Source organism: Comamonas trifloxystrobinivorans (assembly GCF_043359985.1).
Taxonomy (GTDB): Bacteria; Pseudomonadota; Gammaproteobacteria; order Burkholderiales; family Burkholderiaceae_C; genus Comamonas; species Comamonas trifloxystrobinivorans.
On record NZ_JBHZGV010000005.1, the window covers coordinates 75,347 to 91,864 of the forward strand.

14 protein-coding genes are annotated in these 16,518 nt (G+C 64.9%); 7 read left to right on the forward strand and 7 right to left on the reverse strand.

The features are described from left to right. Positions 1–6: 6 nt before the first annotated feature. From pnp to ACFIQF_RS06815, 6 genes are all read right to left on the reverse strand, one after another. Positions 7–2,244 (reverse strand): polyribonucleotide nucleotidyltransferase, encoded by a 2,238-nt coding sequence (pnp, locus tag ACFIQF_RS06790; protein ID WP_393941345.1) that lies wholly within the window; start codon positions 2,242–2,244, stop codon positions 7–9. Between the two features lie 237 nt (positions 2,245–2,481). Next, positions 2,482–2,748, reverse strand: a complete 267-nt coding sequence (gene rpsO, locus ACFIQF_RS06795; protein WP_393941347.1) for a 30S ribosomal protein S15 — start codon at positions 2,746–2,748, stop codon at positions 2,482–2,484. 135 nt (positions 2,749–2,883) lie between these two features. Then, positions 2,884–3,195 carry an AzlD domain-containing protein gene (locus ACFIQF_RS06800; RefSeq protein ID WP_393941349.1) on the reverse strand — a complete coding sequence of 104 codons (312 nt, stop codon included), beginning with the start codon at positions 3,193–3,195 and terminating at the stop codon, positions 2,884–2,886. Then, a complete protein-coding gene (locus ACFIQF_RS06805; RefSeq protein ID WP_393941720.1) occupies positions 3,192–3,860 on the reverse strand; it encodes an AzlC family ABC transporter permease in 669 nt (222 codons plus the stop codon). The genes ACFIQF_RS06800 and ACFIQF_RS06805 overlap by 4 nt, the downstream gene beginning before the upstream one ends. An 88-nt stretch (positions 3,861–3,948) precedes the next feature. Beyond that, entirely contained in the window at positions 3,949–4,629 is a 681-nt protein-coding gene (locus ACFIQF_RS06810) for a hypothetical protein (RefSeq protein ID WP_393941351.1), read from the reverse strand. Then, positions 4,626–5,666 (reverse strand): MlaD family protein, encoded by a 1,041-nt coding sequence (locus tag ACFIQF_RS06815; RefSeq protein ID WP_393941353.1) that lies wholly within the window; start codon positions 5,664–5,666, stop codon positions 4,626–4,628. The genes ACFIQF_RS06810 and ACFIQF_RS06815 overlap by 4 nt, the downstream gene beginning before the upstream one ends. A gap of 170 nt (positions 5,667–5,836) precedes the next feature. On the opposite strand from ACFIQF_RS06815, the gene imuA reads away from it, so the two are divergent. From imuA to ACFIQF_RS06830, 3 genes are read left to right on the forward strand one after another with little or no spacing between them, the layout of a single operon-like run. Next, positions 5,837–6,613: a translesion DNA synthesis-associated protein ImuA gene (gene imuA / locus ACFIQF_RS06820; RefSeq protein ID WP_393941355.1), complete on the forward strand. Its 777-nt coding sequence runs from the start codon at positions 5,837–5,839 to the stop codon at positions 6,611–6,613. Then, entirely contained in the window at positions 6,561–7,946 is a 1,386-nt protein-coding gene (locus tag ACFIQF_RS06825; RefSeq protein WP_393941357.1) for a Y-family DNA polymerase, read from the forward strand. The genes imuA and ACFIQF_RS06825 overlap by 53 nt, the downstream gene beginning before the upstream one ends. Before the next feature lie 14 nt (positions 7,947–7,960). Beyond that, positions 7,961–11,092 carry an error-prone DNA polymerase gene (locus tag ACFIQF_RS06830; RefSeq protein WP_393941358.1) on the forward strand — a complete coding sequence of 1,044 codons (3,132 nt, stop codon included), beginning with the start codon at positions 7,961–7,963 and terminating at the stop codon, positions 11,090–11,092. Positions 11,093–11,652: 560 nt separating this feature from the next. Here the strand turns inward: ACFIQF_RS06830 and ACFIQF_RS06835 are convergent. Continuing rightward, the gene (locus ACFIQF_RS06835) at positions 11,653–11,979 is read right to left on the reverse strand and encodes a hypothetical protein (protein ID WP_393941359.1); all 327 of its coding nucleotides are present in this window, start codon (positions 11,977–11,979) and stop codon (positions 11,653–11,655) included. Positions 11,980–12,236: 257 nt separating this feature from the next. On the opposite strand from ACFIQF_RS06835, the gene ACFIQF_RS06840 reads away from it, so the two are divergent. The 4 genes from ACFIQF_RS06840 (at position 12,237) to ACFIQF_RS06855 (ending at position 16,501) form a co-directional block, all read left to right on the forward strand. Beyond that, positions 12,237–12,917 carry a heavy metal response regulator transcription factor gene (locus ACFIQF_RS06840; protein WP_393941361.1) on the forward strand — a complete coding sequence of 227 codons (681 nt, stop codon included), beginning with the start codon at positions 12,237–12,239 and terminating at the stop codon, positions 12,915–12,917. Continuing rightward, positions 12,914–14,296 carry a heavy metal sensor histidine kinase gene (locus ACFIQF_RS06845; protein WP_393941363.1) on the forward strand — a complete coding sequence of 461 codons (1,383 nt, stop codon included), beginning with the start codon at positions 12,914–12,916 and terminating at the stop codon, positions 14,294–14,296. The genes ACFIQF_RS06840 and ACFIQF_RS06845 overlap by 4 nt, the downstream gene beginning before the upstream one ends. A gap of 114 nt (positions 14,297–14,410) precedes the next feature. Continuing rightward, on the forward strand, positions 14,411–15,487 hold the full coding sequence (locus tag ACFIQF_RS06850; protein ID WP_393941365.1) for a DNA/RNA non-specific endonuclease: 1,077 nt from the start codon (positions 14,411–14,413) through the stop codon (positions 15,485–15,487). Between the two features lie 213 nt (positions 15,488–15,700). After that, entirely contained in the window at positions 15,701–16,501 is an 801-nt protein-coding gene (locus ACFIQF_RS06855; protein WP_393941367.1) for a dienelactone hydrolase family protein, read from the forward strand. Positions 16,502–16,518 lie beyond the last annotated feature (17 nt).

The following is a 16,518-nucleotide window of genomic DNA, read 5'->3' on the forward strand; positions in this document are numbered from 1 at the left end:
CAGGGCTTACTGCTGCTGCTGTTGTTGCTGCTGGTCAGCTTCGCCACCCACGCGTGGCTCGCGGGGTTCGCGGTGCTGACGTGGAGCGCGCTCGCCACGGGGTTCACGCGGCTCGCGGAACTCGCGGGGTTCGCGCTCGGGCATGCCGGCGGGACGCTCCAGCAGCGCCTTCATCGACAGCTTGACGCGGCCCTTTTCGTCGGTCTCCAGCACCTTGACCTTGACCACTTGGCCTTCTTGCAGGTAGTCGGTGACCTTTTCCACGCGCTCGTGGGCGATCTGGCTGATGTGCAGCAGACCGTCCTTGCCGGGCAGCAGGTTGACCAAGGCGCCGAAGTCCAGAATCTTGACGATCGGGCCTTCGTAGACCTTGCCGATTTCCACTTCAGCGGTGATCTCTTCGATGCGACGCTTGGCTTCGTCAGCCTTGGCGCCGTCGGTGGCGGCGATGGTGATGGTGCCGTCTTCCTCGATATTGATCTGGGTGCCGGTTTCTTCGGTCAGCGCACGGATGGTGGCGCCGCCCTTGCCGATCACGTCACGGATCTTCTCGGGGTTGATCTTCATCGTGTAGAGCTTGGGCGCGAACGACGAGATCTCAGCCTTGGCTTCGCCCATCGCTTCTTGCATCTTGCCCAGGATGTGCATGCGCGCTTCCTTGGCTTGTGCCAGTGCCACTTGCATGATTTCCTTGGTGATGCCCTGGATCTTGATGTCCATCTGCAGCGCGGTGATACCGTTGGTGGTACCGGCTACCTTGAAGTCCATATCGCCCAGGTGATCTTCGTCACCCAGAATGTCGGTCAGCACGGCGAACTTGTTTTCTTCCTTGATCAGGCCCATGGCAATACCTGCCACGTGTGCCTTCATGGGAACGCCAGCATCCATCATCGACAGGCAGCCACCGCAGACCGAAGCCATCGACGAAGAACCGTTCGATTCGGTGATTTCCGACACCACACGGATGGTGTAGGGGAACTCTTCCTTGGTAGGCAGGCAAGCCACCAGAGCGCGCTTGGCCAGACGGCCGTGGCCGATTTCGCGGCGCTTGGTCGAACCCATGCGACCCACTTCGCCGGTGGCGAACGGAGGCATGTTGTAGTGGAACAGGAAGCGGTCTTCGTACTCGCCAGCCAGCGCGTCGATCTTCTGTGCATCGCGCTCGGTGCCCAAGGTGGAGATCACCAGAGCCTGAGTTTCGCCACGGGTGAACAGGGCCGAACCGTGGGTGCGGGGCAGCACGGAAGAGCGGATTTCGATAGGACGCACGGTGCGCGTGTCGCGGCCGTCGATACGGGGCTCGCCAGCCAGAATCTGCGAACGCACGATACGGGCTTCAATGTCGAACAGCATGCCGTCGACCTTGACGCCGTCAAACGCCACGCCTTGCTCGGTCAAACCGGCCTTCACATCGGCGTAAGCGGTGCGGCAAGCCAGGGTACGCACTTGCTTGTTGCGCTCGTGGTAGGCGGCGCGCAGCTTGGCTTCGCCCAGCTCGGTCACCTTGGCAATCAGGGCTTCATCCTTGGCGGGTGCCGTCCAGTCCCATGCGGGCTTGCCAGCGTCGCGCACCAGGTCGTGGATGGCGTTGATGGCGATCTTGCCTTGCTCGTGGCCATACACCACAGCGCCCAGCATCACTTCTTCAGGCAGTTGTTGGGCTTCGGACTCGACCATCAGCACAGCGGCTTCGGTACCAGCCACCACCAGATCCATTTGCGAATCCTTGCGCTGGGTCTGGCCGGGGTTCAGCACGTATTCGCCGTTGATGTAACCCACGCGGGCAGCACCGATAGGGCCGTTGAAAGGAATGCCCGAGATCGACAGCGCAGCAGACACGGCGATCATGGCTGCAATGTCAGCATCCACTTCGGGGTTCAGCGAGATGGTGTGGATGACCACATGCACATCGTTGTAGAAACCTTCGGGGAACAGCGGGCGGATCGGGCGGTCGATCAGGCGGCTGGTCAGGGTTTCCAGCTCGGAAGGCTTGGCTTCGCGCTTGAAGAAGCTGCCTGGGATCTTGCCGGCGGCGTAGGTCTTCTCGATGTAATCGACAGTCAGCGGGAAAAAGTCCTGGCCGGCCTTGGCAATCTTCGAGCCCACCACGGTGGCCAGCACCACGGTATCGTCGATATTGACCAGCACGGCGCCCGAGGCCTGGCGTGCGATTTCACCGGTTTCCATGGTGACCGTGTGCTGGCCCCATTGGAAAGTCTTGGTCACTTTGTTGAACATCGTCATAAGAGTCCTTGTTTGTTGGCAGCGCATGCGGGCGCTGCCGGGTTGTATGGAGCGCAAACAGAACACGATGCCATTCCAGTGGTGCACTTGTCGCTATTTATTCAATAGCATTTTTTGCTGTTGGTACGGCGCCAATGCAGCACTGGAATGACACAGCTTCGCTCTGTTGTGCGTTCTCCGAAGTAAAAAACGCCTGAGCTAGCGGACTAACTCAGGCGTCTTCATCTCACCTTGGGCTTACTTACGCAGGCCCAGCTTGGCGATCAGCGCGGTATAGCGGTCAGCGTCCTTGGCCTTCAGGTAGTCCAGCAGCTTACGACGACGGCTCACCATGCGCAGCAGGCCGCGACGACCGTGGTGGTCCTTGGCGTGCTCTTTGAAGTGAGGGGTCAGTTCGTTGATACGAGCGGTCAGCAGAGCCACTTGGACTTCTGGGCTGCCCGTGTCGCTAGCGGAACGTGCGTTGGCCTTGACAACTTCGGCCTTGATAGATGCGGCGATCATGTGTTTTTCCTTCTTACGGAACGCGGCTTGCGCTGCGCTCCCTGGTTACTTGCGCCGCTGCCGGAAAAGCCTGCGACGTGCGTCTTGCACCATGCAAAACCGGTCGATTATAACAAATGTCCCCAAGCACTGGTTTTACAGCAGCCAGCGCGCGGCCGCCGATGCAGCGGCACCCAGCACCACCACCAGCAAAAACGGGGCACGCAAAGCCAAAGCAACAGCAGCCACCAGCAAAGCTGCCAGGCGGGCATCCAGCACCAGTTGCTGGCCGTTGGCAAAAGTATTCATCGCGGTCAAAGCCGCCAGCAAGGCAATCGTCAGCGCGCCCGCCACCCGCGCCATCAGCGGATGGTGCAGCCAGCGCGCGGGCACACCATAGCCCAGCAACTTGGTCGCATAAGCCAGCGCACTCGCCAGCAAAATCCACAGCCACCAATGGGTCGTCATACAGCCTCCTGCGCTGCCACTGGCTTTTTCGCGCGGCCGCTGATGCAGCAACCCCACAGCGCGCCCAGCACCGCCGCAATCAAAATGGGAATGCCCGGCGGCACCCAAGGCACAGCCAGCATGGCAATAGCCGCCGCTGCCACCGCCAGCGCCACAGGCTCACGCCCGCGCAAACGCGGCCACAGCAAGCCCAGAAAAGCCGCCACCGCCGCGCCATCCAGGCCCCAGCGGCTCGGGTCGCCCAAGGCATTGCCCAGCAAGGCACCCACGGCCGTAAACAGGTTCCACAGCAGATACACGCCCACACCTGCCGTCCAAAAACCGCGCTTTTGCTCGGTTTTGTCGGCCTGACCCAAAGCCGTGGCAGCCGATTCATCAATTGTCAGCTGCGCCGACAGCAGCCGCGTCAACCCGCGCGGCCCTAGCGTTGCCGCTATCTGCATGCCGTACACCGCATTGCGCACGCCCAGCAAACTGGCCGCGCCCAGCGCTGCAGCGCCTGCGCCACCGGCAGCCACCACGCCAACAAAAGCGAACTGCGAGCCGCCAGTGAACATCAGCAAGCTGAGCGCGCAGGTCTGCCACACACTCAGGCCCGCAGCCACACCCAAAGCCCCAAAAGAAATACCGTACAGGCCCGTGGCGATACTGATCGACACCCCCATCCGAAAAGCCGGCGACTGCCGCCACAGCGTTGAAAGTTGCATGGGCAGCGATTGTAGGGGTGCAGCCCCCTGCCCGTTTGCCGCTGGCTTACTTGCTGGCCGCTGCGGCCTGCAGCAAATCCAGCCGCCGCTGCACTTGGGCGGCCAGGGCGGTGTCGCCCTGTTCCTGGGCCAGGCGTTGCTGGTTGATGAGCCAGGCCAGCAGGGCGCGGCGCCAGCCTTGGGCGGAGGCGGTGTCGACGGCTTGTTGCACCACAGCCATAGGCAGCGGGCCACGCACGGCCAGCGCGCCAGCGGCCACCAGGCGCGAGAGCGGGTCTTCGATAGCCGCCAGCGTGGCAGTTGCTTGCGCCGCTTGCTGGGTGGCAATGGCTTGTTGCGCCTTAGGCAGCAGCGCCACATCTGCCGCGCTGAGCTGGCCGCGCAGATAGCGCGCATAGGCTTGTTCGGGTGCCGCCGCATCAGTGGCCACGGCGTCGTAGCCGCTGCAAGGTGCTGCATCCAAGGCGGCTACCTGCGCTGCGCAGCGCGCCAGCTCCAGGCGCGCCAGCAGATCGGGGCGTGCAGTGCGGGTAACTTCGCTACGGGCGCGGCGCCATTCGGCTTCGGCCACGCGGCTGTCGCCGGACAGATAGGCTTCGGTGGCACGCTCGGCCGCGCCTTGTTCATTGATCGCCCAATCCGGCGCCCGGTGCTTGCTGGCACAGGCCGACAAAGCGCCAAGCGCCAGCAAAATGGCGGCAATTCTGGTTCCGTGCACGCGCATCATGGCAGCTTGACCTCCGCATCCTTCTTGGCAAACGGCCATTTGCGGTTCAGCTCGGTCAGCATGCCTTCAACTTTGCGCAGGCTGGCCTCCACATCGGCGCGCAGATCGCCCAGGTTGTTGGTGGCGTCCTTGGCGTTGGCGCCCACGGCTTGCGCCTCTACCAGCACGGCGTCCACTTTTTTCAGGCTGCCGCGCACATCGCTCAGCACGGCATTGAGTTGCCGCACGGTGGCATGCACCTCGGGCATCACGCCTTGCGCGCCAAATACCTGTTTGTCGGCATTTTTGGCAATGCCGTCCAAGCGCGCCAGCAGCTGGTTGGCGCGGTCGAGGGTGAGCGATATTTTCTTGGCCTCACTGTCACCGCCCAGCGCCGCGCCCAGCACACCGCCCGGGCCGTTGAGCTTGGTGCTCAGCTCGCGCAGTTGCTCCAGCGTGCCGCCCAGGGCCGAGCCGGTGGCCGTCATATTGTTCAGGTTTTCCAGCAGCTGGCGGGCATTGCTCATCAGTTGCGGCAGCTCGGCCGTGGCGTCGCCCGCCAGCACGGCGCGCACGGCACCGTCTTCCAGCGGCGGGTCGTCCAAGATGCCCGAATAGGCCTTGATCGTGGTGCCGCCCACCAGGCCTTTGACCAGCGTGAACACGCTGCTGATGCGCAGCCAGTGCGCGTCTTTTTTCGGCACCGCCACCAGGATACGCACCGTGCCGTCCTTGGCCAGCTCGATCTTGTCGACCTTGCCGATCGGGAAGCCCGAGAAAGTCATGTCCATGCCGATCGACACGCCTTCGGAGTTTTCGGCCGTGAGCACCAGCGATTGCGTGGGCTCGAACACGCCCCGTGCATACAACAGATACAACCCCGAGCCCACGATCAGCAGCAGCGTAAACAGCAGCAGCGCAGCCGCCTTGCGCTCCAGGTGGGGCACCGGCTCCAGCCCGTCGATCGGCAAGGCGCCATCGTCGGGCGCGCTGCGCCGCTGCGATGGAGCGGCTGCTGCGGGCCGCTCGGCATGGTCGTGGGGTTCTGGGGTATGCATGTGCTGCCGATCTTAACTGCGCCCGGCGCCCAGCCGCAAAAAACGCGGCCAGCGCAGACAGGCCATCCATTGTTTGCTATGCATTTACCCAGCGCTTGTCAGCGCAGTTCCACAGTTTCAGCGTTGGCCTGCAGATCGTTTTATACTGTATATAAATACAGTTAATTACTATGCTTCAGCGCAGCCAAAAACCTCTTGCTCTGCCGCCCACCGTGGCCAACGCCGTCTGGCGTGGCGACCATTTGCTGCGCACGCAGCGGGTCTGCGCGCCCAGCGGCTGGGCAGCGCTGGATGCCGAGCTGCCCGGCCACGGCTGGCCCAGCCACAGCCTCATCGAGGTGCTGCAGGCCCAGGCCGGCCAGCTGGAATGGCGCCTGGCAGCCGCGGCTTTGCAGCAACAAAGTGCTCAGCGCCAGGCCATTGTGGCGCTGGGTGCGCCCTTGCCGCCGCACGCCAGCGGCCTGGCGCAGCAAGGCATTGCGCCCGAGCAACTGGTTTGGGTACAAGGCGGCAGCCCGCAAGACCAGCTCTGGGCACTGGAGCAATTGCTGCGCGCCAACGCGGCCGGCGCCCTGCTCGCCTGGCTGCCCCAGGCGCTGCCCGAGCAGATACGCCGCCTGCAGATCAGCGCACAGCAGTTTGCCGGGCTGGTCTTTCTTTTTCGGCCTCAGCACTGCCAGCAGCAGGCATCGGCCGCGCCGCTGCGCCTGCTGGCACGCGCCAGCTCGCCCTGGGCGCTGCAAGTGCAAGTGTTCAAGCGGCGCGGCCCGGTGCATACCGGCTGGCTCGATCTGCCTGCCGTGCCGCACTGCCTGCAAACTGCGCTCACACCGCGCATGCAGCCCGAGGCGCCGCACAGCACGCCGCACACATCGCCACTTCCGGCCAAACAGCATGACACCGCTTTGGGTCGCCTTGTTGCCCCACGCACCGCCCTGCAGCACTGAAGCGGCAGCGCCCGGCGCAGTGGCCAGCATGCATGGCCTGGCGCTGTGGGCGCTGCAGTTCACGCCGCGGGTGGCTTGCGTGCCTTCCAGCTCGGCCTGGGGCGATGCGCTGGTGCTGGAGCTGGCGGCCAGCGAGCGCCTGTTTGGCGGCCGCCAAGCGCTGGCGCGGCGGCTGCTGCGAGAGAGCCGCTTGCAAGGCGTGCAACGCATCAGCTGGGCGCCCACCAGCTTGGCCGCCATTGCGCTGGCCCGCTGCGGCCTGCGCCACGGCTTTGGCGCGCCGCTGGCGCAAGTGCTGGCAGAGTTGCCGCTGAGCGCCTTGGATGCGGTAGCCGAGCACGCCGAGCTGCTCGCCCCGCTGGGCTGTCACAACCTGGGCGCCGTGCAAGCGCTGCCGCGCAGCGGTGTGGCACGGCGCTTTGGTGCCGGCTTACTCCAGGCGCTCGACAGCGCCTGCGGCCTGCGCACCGACAGCCAGCGCTGGATCACGCTGCCGGCGCGTTTTGACGCCCGGCTGGAGCTGCCTTTTCGCATCGACCATGCCGAAGGCCTGCTGCACGGCGCACGCCACTTGCTGCTGCAGCTGTGCGGCTGGCTGGCCGCGCAGCGCGCTGGCATCCGCAGCTGCACACTGCGCTGGTGCCACGACGCCATGCGCAGCAAACACGCTGGCGATGGTGGCGAGCTGGTCCTGAACACCGCCAGCACCACCCGCAACCACCAGCACCTCAGCCGCCTGTTGCAAGAGCACCTGGCCCATGTGCAATTGCTCGCGCCGGTGGGCGAGCTGAGCTTGCACGCCGATGCGCCCGAGCCGCTGGCCGAGAGCAGTGCCAGCCTGTTGCCCGAGGCCGGCGCCAGCAGTGAGAGCCTGGAGCTGGTGCTCGAACGCATCAGCGCCCGCCTGGGCACGCACCAGGTGCAGCGCCCGCTGCTGCGGCCCGACCACCGGCCCGAATGGCAGGTGCAATGGCACCCCGCCAACAGCGCTGCACGCACCCGCGCCGAAGCCGTGCCGCCGCTGCCGCAACCGAGCTTTTTGCTGGCCGAGCCGCTGCGCCTGCTGCAAGACGGCAACAGCCAGCCGCTCTACCAAGGGCCGCTGCAACTGCTGCTGGGCCCGCAGCGCCTCGAAGGCGGCTGGTGGCATCGCAGCCCCGGTTTTTTGGCCGACCGCGCCGCTGACGATGCGCCTGTCAGCCCGCAAACTGCCCACACCGCCGTGCGCGATTACTGGGTGGCGCACAACGCCCAGGCCGGCCTGCTGTGGATCTTCCACACCCGGCTGGCCGCGCAAGGCGGCGCCTGGTTTTTGCACGGCAAATTTGCCTGAGGCGCAGGCCAGCCATGCACCCTTCTGAACGCTTTGCCTTCCCCGATTACGCCGAGCTCTGGAGCCTGAGCAACTTCAGCTTTCTGCGCGGCGCCAGCCACCCGCACGAGCTGGTCGAGCGCGCACACAGCCAGGGCTACCGCGCACTGGCGCTGACCGACGAATGCTCGCTCGCCGGTATTGTGCGCGCCCATGTGGCCGCGCAAGCCTGCGGCCTGCCCTTGCTGGTAGGCGCGCAGTTCCAGGTGAGCAGCAGCGACAGTCAGGCGCCCGATTTCACCCTGATCGCCCTCGCCTGCAACCTGCACGGCTACGGCAACCTGTGCGCACTCATCACCCAGCTGCGGCGCAACTCCCCCAAAGGCAGCTACCAGCTGGCTCAAGCGGCCATCAAAAGCCGGGCCTTGCAAGACTGCGTGCTGCTCGCCGCGCCGGCCCGCAGCGCCAACGCAGAACAAACCCAGGCCTTGGCCCATTGGCTGCAAACGCTGTTTGCCGGCCGCTGCTGGCTGGCCGTACATCTGGACCGCAGCCTGGGCGACGAAGCCTGGCTGCTGCAGCTGCGCCAAACCAGTCGCGCCAGCGGCGTTCCCCTGGTTGCTGCGGGCGATGTGCACATGCACGTGCGCTCGCGCAAACCGCTGCAGGACGTGCTCACCGCCACCCGCTTGCGCACGCCGCTCAGCGTTTGCGGCTACGGCTTGCAAGCCAATGCCGAGCGCCATTTGCGCAGCCGCCTGCGCCTGGCGCAGCTCTACCCGGCCGATCTGCTGGCGGCCACGCTCACGGTCGCGGCACACTGCCATTTCTCGCTGAGAGAGCTGCGCTACCAGTACCCGGACGAAGTGGTGCCGCCGCACTGCACACCGGCCGCCTACCTGCGCCAGCTCAGCTACCAGGGCGCGGCCGGGCGCTGGCCGCAAGGCATTCCCACCAAGGTACAAGCCTTGCTGGAAAAAGAGCTGGCCCTGATCGGCGAGCTGCGTTACGAGCACTATTTTTTGACCGTGTACGACATCGTGCGCTTTGCACGCAGCCAAGAGATCCTCTGCCAAGGCCGGGGCTCGGCCGCCAACTCGGCGGTCTGCTACTGCCTGGGTATCACCGAGGTCAACCCCGACGAAAGCACCGTGCTGTTCGAGCGCTTCATCAGCAAAGAGCGCAACGAGCCGCCCGATATCGACGTGGATTTTGAGCACGCGCGGCGCGAAGAAGTCATCCAGTACCTCTACAAAAAATACGGCCTGCACCGCGCCGGTCTGACGGCTGTCGTCATCCGCTACCGGCGCAAATCGGCCATCCGCGATGTGGCCAAAGCCCTGGGCTTCAGCCCCGAGCAGATCGAGCCCCTGGCCCGCAACCATTCGCAGTGGGACCACGAACTGCTGCGCGCCGAAGCGCTGCAACAAGCGGGCTTGCAGGCCGACGATCTGGCCGTGCGCCAGCTCCAAGAGCTGGTGACCGCCTTGCGCCATTTCCCGCGCCACCTGTCGCAGCATGTGGGCGGTTTTGTGCTGACCCGCGGGCCGCTGTCGCGCATGGTGCCGATCGAAAACGCCAGCATGAAAAACCGCACCGTCATCCAGTGGGACAAGGACGACCTCGACGCCGTCGGCCTGCTCAAGGTCGATGTGCTCGCGCTCGGCATGCTGACAGCGCTGCAGAAAATGCTGCGCCTGGTGAGCGAGCGCCAAGGCTGCAGTTTTGGTTTGGGCGATATCCCGCGCGGCGACCAAGCCACCTACGACATGGTCTGCGCCGCCGACACCGTGGGCGTCTTCCAGATCGAAAGCCGTGCACAAATGGGCATGCTGCCGCGCCTGCAACCGCGCAACTACTACGACCTGGTGATCGAGGTTGCACTGGTGCGACCCGGCCCCATCCAAGGCGGCATGGTGCACCCTTATCTGCGCCGCCGCCAAGGGCTCGAGGCGGTCAGCTACCCCAGCGCCGCGCTCCAACAAGCACTGGAGCGCACCTTGGGCGTGCCCATCTTCCAAGAGCAGGTGATGCAGATCGCCATGCTGGCCGCCGACTTCACCGCCGGCGAGGCCGACCACCTGCGCCGCAACATGGCCGCCTGGCGCCGCACTGGCGACCTGCAGCAGTACTACGACAAGATCGTCAACGGCATGGTCCAAAACGGCTATACGCAGGAGTTTGCCGAATCGATTTTTCAGCAGATCCAGGGCTTTTCCGAATACGGTTTTCCCGAAAGCCATGCCGCCAGCTTTGCGCTGCTGGTGTACTTCAGCGCCTGGCTCAAATGCCATTACCCGGCCGAATTTCTGTGCGCCATGGTCAACAGCCAGCCGCTAGGCTTTTACAGCAACAGCCAGCTCATTCAGGATGCGCAGCGGCACGGCGTGCAGGTCTTGCCGGTCGATGTGCTGTACAGCGGCATCGACTGCAGCATGGAAGCCGCCACTGCCGCGCAACCCGCCGTGCGCCTGGGTTTACGCCTGGTGCGCCAGCTCTCGCAAGCCCAGGCTTTGCGCGTGGTGCAAGCCCGCCAGGTGGCCGCGTTCATCAGCGCCGAAGACCTGGCCCTGCGCGCCCAGCTCGACGCGCCGGCCATGCAACAACTCGCTGCCGCCGATGCTCTGCTCAGCCTCGAAGGCCACCGCCGCAACCAGCTCTGGCAAGCCGCAGCACCGCGCCAGGCCCGCGCCTTGCTGCGCGACGCGCCCATCGACGAAGAACGGCTGGAGCTGCTGCCCGCCAGCGAGCCCGAAGCCATTCATTGGGACTACGCCGCACTCGGCCTGAGCCTGCGCCGCCACCCGCTGGCCTTGCTGCGCGAGCGCCTGCAGCAGCACCGCTTTCGCAGCCAGGCCGAACTGCAACAATGCCGCGACGGCAGCTGGGTGCGCGCCTGCGGCCTGGTCACTTTGCGCCAGCAACCGCCCACAGCCAAGGGCGTGGTCTTCGTCACCCTGGAAGACGAAACTGGCAACCTGCAAGTGATCTGCTGGCCCCGCATCCGCGAGCAACAACGCGATGCCCTTTTACAAGCCCGCCTCTTGGCCGTAGAGGGCCGCTGGCAGCGCAACGGCGCAGGCGCCGGCAACCTGATTGCTCAGCGCTTGCGCGATCTGTCCGATTGGCTGGCACCGCTACGCATGCGCAGCCGAGATTTTCGCTGACGCGAACAAAAACCAAACACACTGCGCCAGGCGTACCAGGCACGCGTGCCTGCCGCCTGCGTGGACGCGCAGTGTGTTCAGCATCATCGTGCCGCGAGCACGCCTTTTTCTTTCAGCGCCAGAAGTACGCATGCAGCGCAACTCTCGCAGGCTGTTGGCTATTCGGCTGTTCGGCTGTTCCTCCCCACCCCTTTCAGCCAGCGCCTGCGATCGCAGCAAATACCGGCGGTTTGGCTGCCGAAGAGCAGCCAAACTTCGTGCTCTGACTTGCGGTGGCTGTTTGAGTGGAGCGCCTTGGCGCGCAACGAGTTCCACCGCACGCCGGTATTTTCTGTGAGCGCAGGTTGCCCCGATTGCCCCGCTACGCGGGGCGGTCGGGGACGCTGGCTGCAGGGCACGTTTTTTCCCCTCGCTTTTTGCCGTGCAGCAAAAAGGGAGGTCGCCCGCCGGGGCGAAATCCCGGCATCTGCGCGAAGCGCAGACCTCTCCGTTCGGGGACGCAGATGCTCACCTCTACACGTCCGCCCCCAGCCAGCTGCAGCCAGCAAGCCAGCGCCCCTTTACTGCGGCCGCGGATTCAAATCCACCCCATCTTGCTTGGCCGCCAGCAACTCCTGCTGCACAGCACTGCGGCTGCGTGGCTCGGCCTGCTGCGCAGCGGGCTCAGCCGGGTACGTGCCTTCGCGCAAGCGCTGGTCCCAGCCTGGGGCTTTGCGGGCGGCGGCCAGATCGGCTTGTACCTGGGCGCGGTCGGCCGTGCCGGGCGTGTTCTCCACGGCCATGCCGGTTTCGCCGCCTACCCAGTGCGCGCCGGGTTGTGCCAGTGCGGGCGAGCCCGCCAAAGCCAGCATCACCGTAGTCATGGCCAAACGTTCCAAATGGGTCATCTTTCTACTCCGTAAGTTGTGCAACAGCCAGCCCTGTAGCCGGCCTGGAACGCACTGTAGAAAGCCGACACCCACAGTGGGCTGACGCGCACATTACGCTTTTGTCAGCAAGGGGCTGACAAGGCTCGCCGGCTGCTTGCCTTAGGCTGAGACAGTGGCAAATCACAGCAGATGACAGGCAGATTACATTTCCGTTATCTCAGCCTGCAGGCCGGCTGCGCTGGCACACTAGCACCGCCCCCGAGCCCCACCGAGCCATGAAAATACTGATTGTTGAAGACGAACCCAAGACCGCGCAATACCTGCAAAAAGGCTTTCAGGAGGCGGGCTACAGCGTCAACCTGGTGCAAGACGGCATCGACGGTTTCCACTGCGGCTGCGTGGAGCCGCACGATCTGGTGGTGCTCGATGTGATGCTGCCGCGCATGGACGGCTGGCAGATTCTCGCTGCCTGGCGCGCCAGCGGCCTGCAGATGCCGGTGCTGCTGCTCACCGCCAAAGACCAGGTGGCCGACCGCGTGCGCGGGCTGGAGCTAGGCGCGGACGATTATTTGATCAAGCCCTTCTCGTTTGCCGAGCTGCTGGCCCGCGTACGCACCATCACGCGGCGCGGGCGCATCAGCCAGGAGAGCCCCAACCTGGTGATTGCCGATCTGGAGCTGGATCTGATTCGCCGCCGCGTCACACGCAGCGGCAAGCGCATCGACCTCACGGCCAAAGAGTTCGGCCTGCTGGAGCTGCTGATGCGCCGCGCTGGCGAGGTGCTGCCGCGTTCGCTGATCGCATCGCTGGTTTGGGACATGAACTTTGACAGCGACAGCAATGTCATCGAAGTAGCAGTGCGCCGCCTGCGCGCCAAGATCGACGACGATTTCGAGCCCAAGCTGATCCGCACCGTGCGCGGCATGGGCTATGTGCTGGAAGCGCCCGCGCCATGAAGCGCAAGCCCTACTCGCTGACCACGCGCCTCACCACGCTCTACACCGCCGTTTCGCTGCTGGTGCTGGCCAGCATGTCGGCCCTGGTGCTGTATGCCACACAGCGCAATTTTGTGCAGCAGGACGCCGACTTTTTGCAAGAGAAGTTCCAGGTGATCCACACCTTCATGGAAGGACGCGATGCGCAAGACCTGCACCGCGTGCTCGATGCCTTGCAGCGCAGCCACCACGGCCTGCATGTGCAGTTACGGGAAGGCGAGCAATTGCTGTTTGGCGACGCTGCGCTGGTGCCTCCGCCCGAAAGCCGCAAAAACCGGCAAGGCATTCTCAGCTGGCAGGCTGGCGAGCTGGCTTTGCGCGGGTTAGAGCAGCCTTTGCCACTGCACACTGAGGCGGCACCTGCCACTACGCCCTACCAGTTGCTGCTGGCGTTGGAGACAAACCGCAAAAACCAGTTTCTGCGCCACATGACGCGGGCGCTCGCGCTGTTTGTGCTGCTCGCCACCTTGGCCAGCGGCCTGCTCAGCTGGCTGGCGGCGCGCGCCGGGCTGCGGCCCTTGCGCATCATGCGCGAGCGGGCCATGCGTGTGAACGGCCAGCAGTGGCAAGCGCGCATGCCCGAGGCCGAGGTGCCCGCCGAGATGCAAGGCCTGGCGCAGTCGCTCAACCAGATGCTAGACCGGCTGCAATCCGATTTTGAGCGCCTGCAACAGTTCTCCGGCGATCTGGCGCACGAGCTGCGCACGCCGCTCAACAGCTTGCTCATGCAGGCCGAGGTCATTCTGGCGCACCCGCGCGATGCGGCCGAATACCAGGAAGCCCTGGCCTCCACCACCGAAGAGCTGCAGCGCTTTGCGCGCATGATCGGCGACATGCTTTTTCTCGCCCATGCCGGCTCAGGCGCAGCGCTGCCGCAATCCGAATCCGTCGATCTGCACGAGCAGGCTTTGCAGCTGTGCGACTTTTACGATGCGCTGGCCGAATCGCGGCAGATGCAATTGCGCGTCAGCGGCCAGGGCCAGTTGCAAGGCGACCCGCTGATGCTTCGCCGCGCCCTGGGCAATCTGCTGTCAAACGCGCTGCGCTACGGCGCGCCCAACAGCACGGTGGACATCCACATCCAGCAAGAGGCTCAGGCGCTCACGCTGTCGGTCTGCAACAGCGGCGAGACGATTGCGCCCGAGCATTTGCCGCGCCTGTTCGACCGCTTTTACCGCGTGGATCGCTCGCGCCAGCGGCCCGATGCCGAAGGCAGCGGCCTGGGCCTGGCCATTTGCCAGGCCATCGTGCAAGCGCATGGCGGCCAGATCGAAGTGCAATCGACCCACGGGCGCACTTGTTTCAGCGCCCGCTTTGCACGGTCTGAAGCAGCCAAATAATCTGGCCGATATCGCGCCCCAGCCTTGGAAACCGCGCCACAATAAGCATAGCAAGCCCGCGGGCTTGCGTTTGCTTTGCTGGGCCGCAGAACGGCCCTGGTGTTGGTGTATTTCATGGCTTGCTCTCCGCCCCGTTCCCGTTCGTCTTCGCGCTCTGGCAAGCGCAAAAACAGCAGTGCTTCCGGCTTGCTGGGCCGCTTTGTCCGCCCGCTGGTGGGCAAGGCAGCGCTGACGACCTACGGCGTGCTGGCCACAGCGGGTTCCATGCTCTGGGTGCCGCAGCTCGAAGCCTTGCGCAACCAGGCCATCAGCACCGCCACCGGCTGGGTGCAGCAAGTGCCCGCCGTGCGCAATGCCAGCCATTGGTGGGGCGAGCAGCAAGAGCGCTTCGACGACTGGCGCAGCTCTTTCCAAGAGGTAGCCCGCCAAAGCCGCGACGCTGCGCACCCGCAGGCCAGCGGCAGCGTCGGCAACAGCTCTGCCAGCAGCCACAAAGCCAACGACAAGCCAACGCAAGGCAACAACAGTTTTGCGCAATGCGCTGAGCAGTTGCCGCCCAGCGCGCCTTTGTCGCTGGCGAGCGTGGGCGCGGGCTGGAAGCCGGTGGTGCTGTGCTCGGACGGCTTTGCAGTGCTTTACTCGGGCCTGTCCAAAACGCCGATCGTCACCATCGAAAGGCTCAACCGCCAGCGCCTGCAATACGCCGCCGGCCAGGAGCGCACCGACCGCTTTTATGCCGATGCGCGTTTGCGCTCGGCCTACAAGGCCGATCTGGCCGATTACCAAGGCAGCGGCTACGACCGCGGCCACATGGCCGCTGCCGCCAACCAAAGCAGCGAGAGCGGCATGGCGCAGTCGTTTGCGTTGTCGAACATGGTGCCGCAAGACCCGACGAACAACCGCAAGGTCTGGAGCAAGCTCGAAGCCGATGTGCGCAAATACGCCAAGCGCGCCGGTGGCAATGTGTTTGTCTACACCGGCCCGCTGTTCGAGCAAGGTGCCCGCACCATTGGCCACAACCATGTCTGGGTGCCCAGCCATTTGTACAAACTGGTCTACGACGAGCAGCAGCAACGCGCCTGGGCCTGGGTGCTGCCCAACAACGCCAGCGCCCAGATGGGCCCGCCCATGACTTACGCCAGCTTTGTCGAACGCACCGGGCGCAACTTTCTGCCACAACTGGCACCTTGACGACTGCCCGGCGTAAGCGGTTTGCGCATAACCGCTATGCTGCGGCACCTGCACTGCCTTGCTGCCACCATGCGCTTTTCCGGCTTATCGCGTCTGCTTGCTTTTACTGCGCTCAGCGCATCCCTGCTCGCCTGCTCAACGCCGCCCGGCTCAACCGGCAACGCAGCCGCCAAAAACGACAACGCCGCAAGCACTAAGGAACTGGGCACAGGCGTGCGCGAGAGCAGCGAAAAAATCGCGGTCAGCTTCCGCAACCAAACAGGTCAGCCGGTGCAGGCCGAGCTGATGGTGACGCTGTACACACCCCCAGGCCCAGGGCCGCATCCGCTGGTTGTCATCAACCATGGCCGCGCTGTCGATGCGGCCGACCGCGCCAAGCTGGGCCGCGCCCGCTACCCGGCGGCAGCGCACTACTTCACACAATCGGGCTTTGTCGTGGCCGTGCCAGTGCGGCTGGGTTACGGCGTGACAGGCGGTGCCGATGTCGAGCAGATGGACGCCTGCCGCAACCGCCACTACACGCCCACCTTCGACATGGTGGCGCAAGAGATTGCGCAAGTCGTCCAGGCTTTGCAAAAACGCCCCGAGGTGGACCGCGAGCGCGTGGTGGTGGTTGGTGTTTCCTTTGGCGGCGCGGCCACTATCGCCTTGGGCGCGCAGCCGGTGCCGGGTGTGCGGGCGCTCATCAACTTTGCTGGCGGCGGCGGTGGCAACCCGGTCAAGTTTCCGGGCAAGCCTTGCAGCGCCGAGCACCTGGAGCAAAGCTGGGCCCACTACGGCAGCCGGACGCAGCTGCCCTCTTTATGGGTCTATGCCGAGAACGATTTGTTCTGGGGCCCCGAGCTGCCGCAGCGCTGGGCTCAGGCCTATAACAAAGCCGGCGGCCAGGCCCGCTTTGTGCGCTTGCCGCCTGACGGCGACAACGGCCACAACCTGTTCTCGCGCAGCCCGAAGAAATGGCAGCCGCTGGTGGGTCCGTTCCTGCGCCAGCTCGGCTTTGCGATGCGGGATTGACGGGTTCAGCGGCGCAG

What these genes read in the sequence shown, in the direction of transcription:
- pnp (WP_393941345.1), bottom strand. Translation starts at nt 2,244, where the DNA reads ATGACGATGTTCAACAAAGTGACCAAGACTTTCCAATGGGGCCAGCAC.
- rpsO (WP_393941347.1), bottom strand. Translation starts at nt 2,748, where the DNA reads ATGATCGCCGCATCTATCAAGGCCGAAGTTGTCAAGGCCAACGCACGT.
- ACFIQF_RS06800 (WP_393941349.1), bottom strand. Translation starts at nt 3,195, where the DNA reads ATGACGACCCATTGGTGGCTGTGGATTTTGCTGGCGAGTGCGCTGGCT.
- ACFIQF_RS06805 (WP_393941720.1), bottom strand. Translation starts at nt 3,860, where the DNA reads ATGGGGGTGTCGATCAGTATCGCCACGGGCCTGTACGGTATTTCTTTT.
- ACFIQF_RS06810 (WP_393941351.1), bottom strand. Translation starts at nt 4,629, where the DNA reads ATGATGCGCGTGCACGGAACCAGAATTGCCGCCATTTTGCTGGCGCTT.
- ACFIQF_RS06815 (WP_393941353.1), bottom strand. Translation starts at nt 5,666, where the DNA reads ATGCATACCCCAGAACCCCACGACCATGCCGAGCGGCCCGCAGCAGCC.
- imuA (WP_393941355.1), top strand. Translation starts at nt 5,837, where the DNA reads ATGCTTCAGCGCAGCCAAAAACCTCTTGCTCTGCCGCCCACCGTGGCC.
- ACFIQF_RS06825 (WP_393941357.1), top strand. Translation starts at nt 6,561, where the DNA reads ATGACACCGCTTTGGGTCGCCTTGTTGCCCCACGCACCGCCCTGCAGC.
- ACFIQF_RS06830 (WP_393941358.1), top strand. Translation starts at nt 7,961, where the DNA reads ATGCACCCTTCTGAACGCTTTGCCTTCCCCGATTACGCCGAGCTCTGG.
- ACFIQF_RS06835 (WP_393941359.1), bottom strand. Translation starts at nt 11,979, where the DNA reads ATGACCCATTTGGAACGTTTGGCCATGACTACGGTGATGCTGGCTTTG.
- ACFIQF_RS06840 (WP_393941361.1), top strand. Translation starts at nt 12,237, where the DNA reads ATGAAAATACTGATTGTTGAAGACGAACCCAAGACCGCGCAATACCTG.
- ACFIQF_RS06845 (WP_393941363.1), top strand. Translation starts at nt 12,914, where the DNA reads ATGAAGCGCAAGCCCTACTCGCTGACCACGCGCCTCACCACGCTCTAC.
- ACFIQF_RS06850 (WP_393941365.1), top strand. Translation starts at nt 14,411, where the DNA reads ATGGCTTGCTCTCCGCCCCGTTCCCGTTCGTCTTCGCGCTCTGGCAAG.